General features: G+C 64.3%; 4 protein-coding genes and 1 tRNA gene. 1 reads left to right on the top strand and 4 read right to left on the bottom strand.

Translation table 11 applies throughout. The features are described from left to right. Nucleotides 1-16: 16 nt before the first annotated feature. From ACY69P_RS13050 to ACY69P_RS13035, 4 genes are all read right to left on the bottom strand, one after another. Nucleotides 17-535, bottom strand: a complete 519-nt coding sequence (locus ACY69P_RS13050) for a hypothetical protein (RefSeq protein WP_462327785.1) — start codon at nucleotides 533-535, stop codon at nucleotides 17-19. Nucleotides 536-1,040: 505 nt separating this feature from the next. Beyond that, a complete protein-coding gene (locus ACY69P_RS13045) occupies nucleotides 1,041-1,883 on the bottom strand; it encodes an ABC transporter permease (RefSeq protein WP_459900630.1) in 843 nt (280 codons plus the stop codon). Further along, nucleotides 1,880-2,875 carry an ABC transporter permease gene (locus ACY69P_RS13040; protein ID WP_459900631.1) on the bottom strand — a complete coding sequence of 332 codons (996 nt, stop codon included), beginning with the start codon at nucleotides 2,873-2,875 and terminating at the stop codon, nucleotides 1,880-1,882. Before ACY69P_RS13040 ends, ACY69P_RS13045 begins: the two co-directional genes overlap by 4 nt. A 31-nt stretch (nucleotides 2,876-2,906) precedes the next feature. Further along, nucleotides 2,907-6,035, bottom strand: a complete 3,129-nt coding sequence (locus ACY69P_RS13035) for an ATP-dependent DNA helicase (protein ID WP_462327784.1) — start codon at nucleotides 6,033-6,035, stop codon at nucleotides 2,907-2,909. Between the two features lie 191 nt (nucleotides 6,036-6,226). Between ACY69P_RS13035 and ACY69P_RS13030 the strand changes: the two genes are divergently transcribed. Then, nucleotides 6,227-6,302 (top strand) — tRNA-Ala (locus tag ACY69P_RS13030).

Below are 6,302 nucleotides of genomic sequence, written 5' to 3'. Positions count from 1 at the left end.
CGGCGAGTGGAAGGCGTTAGAAGGTTTCTGCCGCAAACCCTTCGCGCAGCAGGCGTACGCCAAGGAAAGCGGCCAGCTTTTCGCCGATGGGCGGCGCTTCGCGTACGGAGGTGTGAAAGTGCAAAATGGTGCGCCGTTCGCCGGCTATTTCAATGAAGATGAGGTGCCATGTGATGTGGTCCTCGTGCACCACGGCGCGGATGGCGGACAGGGGGCAGGTGGCTTGGCGGCCGGTGTGCAGGGGGATGAAGCGCCGGATGATGTGGAAGGTGTCGGCGCGCTTGTCGCAGATGATGATGGTTTGGGTGAAGCCCTTGTACAGGCAGAACAAACTGGCGATGCACGTCATGAAGAGGCCGATTTGCAGGCGCCCGTCCGTTGCGGTTTCGCCCAACTGGGTTGCACCGAAGACGGTAACCAGACCAAAGAAGACGCCACAGAGCAGCAGCCACATGGGCCGCTCGACGATGGTCAGCACGTCGCCGTCACGGGTGATGGTGACCGGCGGCAGGGGCGGCATGGGGGGCTGGTACATGGGACCTCCTTGGTTGCGGTTGGGCCGCAGGGGCGCGCAGGATATGCGGGCGCGCCACCACGCTCCGGAAGGCGGCAGGAGCGCAGCGGGAGGACGTGCGGCAAAGGGCGGGAGGAGGCGCGGCGCAGCGCCGGAGCACTTGGCCAAGGCGGCGTGCGACGCAAAGCGGGACGGAGGGGGAAGCGCCGGTAACCGAACGTGGTGCGGGATGAAGATGGAAAGGAGAGTGCTGGGGCGCGGTACGGCGTCGTTGCACGACGGTGCGTAGCAGGGCGGCTGTCCACTGGTCCGGCGTGGCGGCGGGCAGATGGCGCGGCCATACTCCGCAGGTCTGCCGGGGCAGGACGTACTGGCGGGGCGACGGGGTGGACTGCATGCGCTTCTCCGGGTTGAAGGGACATGGCGCGGACCGCTTGAAGGCGGTTCTTCGTCATTCCCCTTGTACTACGCCCGCGCGGCGCGCGCAACCTGGTGTGGCTTTGTCGCCTGCTCTTACATGCCGGAATTATTGGCGAAGGCGCGGATCAAAGATGTCGCGTAGGGATTCGCCAAGCAGGTTGTAGCCCAGCACAGTGATGAGGATGGCGACCCCCGGGAAGAAGGACAGCCACGGCGCAACGGTGAGCAGCACCTTGCCATCCATAAGGATATTGCCCCAGCTGGGCATGGGCGGCTGCACGCCAAGGCCCAGGAACGACAGCGATGATTCCACTAAGATGGCCCCGGCCACGCCAAGGGTAGCGGAGACCAGCACCGGCGCGATGGCGTTGGGCAGAATGTGGCTGAAGATGATGCGGGTGGGGCCTGCCCCGGCGATTTGCGCGGCCAGGACAAAGTCCCGCCGCCGCAGGGCAAGGGTTTCCGCGCGCACCAGACGCGCCACACCCATCCACGACGTCAGGCCAATGACCACCATAATGTTCACCAAACTCGGTTCCAAAAAGGCGATAACCGCAAGGATGAGGAAGAAGGACGGAAAGCACAGCATCACGTCCACGCCGCGCATGATGACTTCGTCGGTGATGCCGCCAAAGTATCCGGCCACCAGCCCAAGGACGAGGCCGATGGCAACGGACAGCCCGACAGCCACAAAGCCCACCCACAGCGACACACGCGCGCCGTACAGCATGCGCGAGAGCACGTCGCGGCCAAGGGCGTCTGTACCCAGCGGATGCAGCAGGCTTGGCGGCTCAAGAATGTGGGCAAGGTCCAGCGTGGTGGGGTCGTAGGGTGCAATCCACGGCGCAAAAATGGCCACAAGGGACATGCCCCCCACAATGAGCAGGCCCGTCACCAGCATGCCGTAGCGCCCCCAGAAGCGGCGGGAGAACAGGATGGAACGCATCATCGCCCGGACCTCCCGGCGCGGATGCGCGGGTCTGCCAGCCCGTAGGCCATGTCCGCAATAAGGTTGCCCGCCAGCGTGAGCATGGCGCCAAGGACGAGGTTGCCCATGATAAGCGGATAGTCGCGGGCCATAACGCCCTGATAGAACAGCTGCCCAAGTCCGGGCAGGGCAAAGATGGATTCAATGATGACGCTGCCGCCGATAAGGGCGGGGACGGACAGGCCAAGGATGGTGATAACGGGCAGCAGGGCGTTGCGCAGGGCGTGCTTGAAGATGACGGTCCGAAGCGGCACACCTTTGGCGCGGGCGGTGAGGATATAGTCCTGCCGCAGGACCTCCAGCATGCTGGAGCGCATAAACCGCGACATTCCGGCAAGGCTGCCAAAGGTGTAGATGAAGATGGGCAGGGCCAGATGCCGCGCGATGTCCCACAGCTTTCCGAAGAAGGACAGCTGATTGTACTCCATGGATGTCAGCCCTGATATGGGCAGGATGGCCCAGTGGATGCCCAGCAGATACATAAGCAACAGCGCCAGCCAAAAGCCCGGAATGGCAAAGCCGATGAAGACGAACACCGTACTGGCCTTGTCGAACCAGCCGCCCTGCCACCACGCCGAGGCCACACCAATGGGCACGGTAATGCACAGCGTGAGGAAGAGGGACGCGACGTTCATCCCGAAGGTCAGGGGCAGGCGTTCCTTAATCTTATCCCACACGGGGCGGTGGTCGCCGCTCATGGATTGGCCGAAGTCCAACCGCACGAGGCGCGAGAGCCAGTTGACGTATTGGACGTGCAGGGGCTTGTCCAGCCCGTAGAGGGCCTCCAGCCGGGCGCGGGCTTCGGCGGATGCCTCGGGGTTGAGGGTGGTTTGCAGGTCCGTCGGCGAACCGGGCGCCAGATGGATGACGGAAAAGCTGATGACCGTGATGCCAAGAAACACCACGAGCACCCACAGGCCCTTGATGAGGAGTTTTTGTAAAAGTGGCGGCATATCACCTTTCTAGGGCAAGACGGTTTGTGAATCAACGGGGTATGTCGCCGCTGTCTTCATCCTGAGGTGGGGCGGCGGCGCTTTCGCCGCGTGTGGCGGCCTTTTTGCTCCGGCGGGCATCAAGGGCAAGGCGCAGGCGCGCCGCGGGCAGGTTGCAGCGCAGGGCGGCGGCGATGTCCTGCGCGCTGTCTCCTTGTGCTGCGCGCTCACGCATGGTCTGCATGACGTCGTCCGGCCATGGGGCGGGCGCGCCGGTTTGGGAGCAATCCAGCAGGCGTACGCGCGCGGCCAGTTGCGAGGGCGGACGGCGGTGCAGGGCGGCGAGCTTTTGCATGGGCATGCCGCCGTGGAGCTTGGCAATGAGGTGCAGGTCCTCGCGGATGGTCCATGGCGCTTTGGAGCGGTCCGACTGGTTTTGTGGCGTAACCGGCGCCATGCGCTCAAGGGGCGTAATGTGCAGAAAGTTCTTGGACGCGATGCGCGAGTCCAGCACCACCACGCGTCCGGCGTCGTCCTCGCGCCGGACAAGGCGGCCAACGCCCTGACGGAATTTGATATACGCGTCGTAGTTGCAGCGCGCCCAGTATGCGCCCTCCGGCATGGAGCGCCGCCGCGCCAGTTGCAGGGGCGCGGACACGCTGGGGAAGGGCAGGCGCGTGATGATGACCTGCGTCAGCGTATCGCCGGGGAAGTCCACCCCGTGCCAGAAGGTCTCCACGCCAAAGAGGACGGATTCCTTTACGGCGCGGAATTCATCGCACAGGGCGGAGGCGGGCTCGCCGCGCTGCTGGAAGAGCAGGGGAAATTCGCTGTCCCATGAGGCTTCAAGGCGCTCGCGCACCCAGTCGAGGTCCTCATAGCTGGCAAAAAGGACAAGGGTCGCGCCTTTGTTGGCCTCGATGAGGCGGGGAATCTGGCGCAGGACGGCGTCGCGCCACTGCTCCTTGTTACGGTAGCCGCCGTCTGCGGCGTCCGCGGGCAGGGCGAGGGTGGAGTCCGGCGTAAAGGGCGGGTCGAGAATGGTGGACAGGGTCGGCTTTTCGTTCTCCCCATCGGGGATGAGCGGTTCCGTGATGCCCATGGCCGCGTTAAAGGGCGCAAAATCCAGCCCCAGCGTGATGGTGGCGGAGGTAAAGACCACGGCGTCCTTGGGCGCGAGGATGGCCTTGCGGACAAGCCCGCCCACGTTGACACTGCCCGTGGTGAGCACCCAGTTGCGGGCGTAGACCTGCACGGAGGCAAAGGAGCCTTCCTCGCGCACCACGTCGCGCTCCATCTGTTCCAGACTGGTGACGCATTCCATAAGCAGAAGCCGCACCGACCGTAGGCGCGAGCGCGTGCCCGAGCGCATGGGAAGAACGGTTTTCTCTGTGATGTTAAAGAGCGCCATACCGTCCATCAGGTGCTCTAAGGCCTTGCGTAGCCCGATGAGGTCGTTGACCAGCTCGCCGCCCGTGAAGGCGGGGTTGGCGTTGACGACCTCCACCGCGCCGTTGGCGCTTTTGGGCTCCATTTTCAGGAAGCGCTCGCGCAGGTCGTCGATGCGCAGGGTGGCGTCTGTGGCGGCGTCCATCATCTCTGCGGCGCGCTCTTTGGGGCGCTGGCTCAGGCCGGGAATGCGCAAAAGCCCCGCGCAGCGCTGGTGCACAAAGCGTAAGTACCCGAACAGCTCCGACGAGGAGAGTTCCGGGCTGAACGCCGTGCGGACGGCGTTTTCAAAGTGGTTGGCCTCGTCAATAATGCAGTTGGAGAAGCGCCCGCCAAGGGTGCCGTCGTGGTCCATCACCGAGAGCTTGTTGTGGTTGGTAATCACAAGCTGGGCGTGGCGCGCCTCGGCGGTGACCACCTGCGCGGGGCAGCGCGTGTGCTTGGCCGAACAGCCGGACTTGGCCGAGACCTCGCTCATGAGCAGCGAGAGCATGCGGTCCTCGTCCAGATGCTGGCGCACGGTGCGGCTGACGTCGTCGCAGTCCGCCTCGCGGTGGCGGTAGCAGATATTGGCAAGGTACAGCCACGCCAGCAGTTCCGTCCCGGTCATCTGCGGATGCAGGACGTCGTCCAGCTTTTGGGCGCAGACGTAGTTGCTTTTGCCTTTGACCAGTGCCACCGGGATGTCTTCATAGTGCCCAAACAGTTCCACGCAGGATTCCACTTCGCGGGCGTAGACTTGGTCCTGCAGACTTTTGGTGTAGGTGGCGATGGCGATGCGGCGGGCGGGATTGCGGCGCAGAAATTCCATGCTGGGCAGCAGGTAGCCAAGGGTCTTGCCCGTGCCGGTTCCGGCCTCCACTGTGGCGACGGCTCCGGTATTCAGCGCGTGCGCCACGCACTGGGCGAACTCCACCTGCGGTTCACGCACGCGGTAGCCGGGGCGGCGCGCGGCGAGCTCTTCAAACAGCTCGCGGATGTCGTCCTCGGGGACGGGCTCAAGGGGCGGGGTCTGCTCGTCCTCGTCGCCGGGGATGGCGCGGGCCTGCTCCAAAAAGCGCATCCAGTCGCCGGTGTCCTCACCCGCCGCCGGGGTAATGAGGGTGGTGAAGCGTTGGGGATAGGTGCGCAGCAGGTCGGTCACGCAGCGGCCGAACAGCGTGCCGGATTTGTCCAGATAGTAGCGCAGGGCGCGGGCGGCGGGAAAAGCCGAGTCCGCAAGCATGGTCCCCAGCAGATACTTCGTAAAGGCAAGGGCGGTTTGCGCGCCTTCGGTGGCCGTGTGGCTGACCTTGGTGCGCGGCGTTTCCTCCACGGCGTCCCACATCTGCTTAAAGCTGGCGATGTGCAGCCACGGCGCAAAGAAATCCGCCAGAAAGCCAATGTCCACCACGCGCAGGTCTGGCAACAGGTCCGCCACGTCATAGGTCGCCCCCTGCGGGGCAAAGACCATGGCAAGGGTGCAGCCATCAAGGAATTCGGCCAGCTGCTCACAGACCTCGGCCGCTTCCGGCGCGGCGTCCAGCATACCCTGCGACAGACGCGAGGCCACCCAATCCCGGGCACGGTTGCCCGAAACGCGGATGTGCGAGGCATAGGTAGACTGCCGCCCGTCCTCGGACAGCCGAATGGCCGCCACACTGTAGGGATGCATGGAACCGTCCGGACGGCGGCTGGTGTGGGCGTAGACAAAGGCGATGTCGTGGATGTCGCCGTCAAAGGGTGCGAGCATGGTGTTTGGTGGCTTGAGGTTCACAGGCGAGTGGCGACGTGCGCGCCAGTGTGGAGATAGCAGACTCCGGCCCCGGGGGAAACCTTTTGCGCCCCACAGCCCCAGCTGCCGGGCGCGACGGAAAAATTTCAAAAAAGCTGCATTTTCCCTTTGACAAGCGCGGTGAGATGAGGCAAATCACAAATCGCCGTGGGGCTGTAGCTCAGTTGGGAGAGCGCTTGAATGGCATTCAAGAGGTCAGGAGTTCAATTCTCCTCAGCTCCACCA

The sequence above is a fragment of the Desulfobaculum sp. genome, assembly GCF_054921475.1.
Note: the sequence above shows the minus strand (reverse complement) of the source record. Positions and strands in the feature narration are given on the sequence as shown.

Excerpts from the sequence above, each read along its gene's own strand:
- ACY69P_RS13050 (WP_462327785.1), bottom strand. The coding sequence starts at position 535 with ATGTACCAGCCCCCCATGCCGCCCCTGCCGCCGGTCACCATCACCCGT.
- ACY69P_RS13045 (WP_459900630.1), bottom strand. The coding sequence starts at position 1,883 with ATGATGCGTTCCATCCTGTTCTCCCGCCGCTTCTGGGGGCGCTACGGC.
- ACY69P_RS13040 (WP_459900631.1), bottom strand. The coding sequence starts at position 2,875 with ATGCCGCCACTTTTACAAAAACTCCTCATCAAGGGCCTGTGGGTGCTC.
- ACY69P_RS13035 (WP_462327784.1), bottom strand. The coding sequence starts at position 6,035 with ATGCTCGCACCCTTTGACGGCGACATCCACGACATCGCCTTTGTCTAC.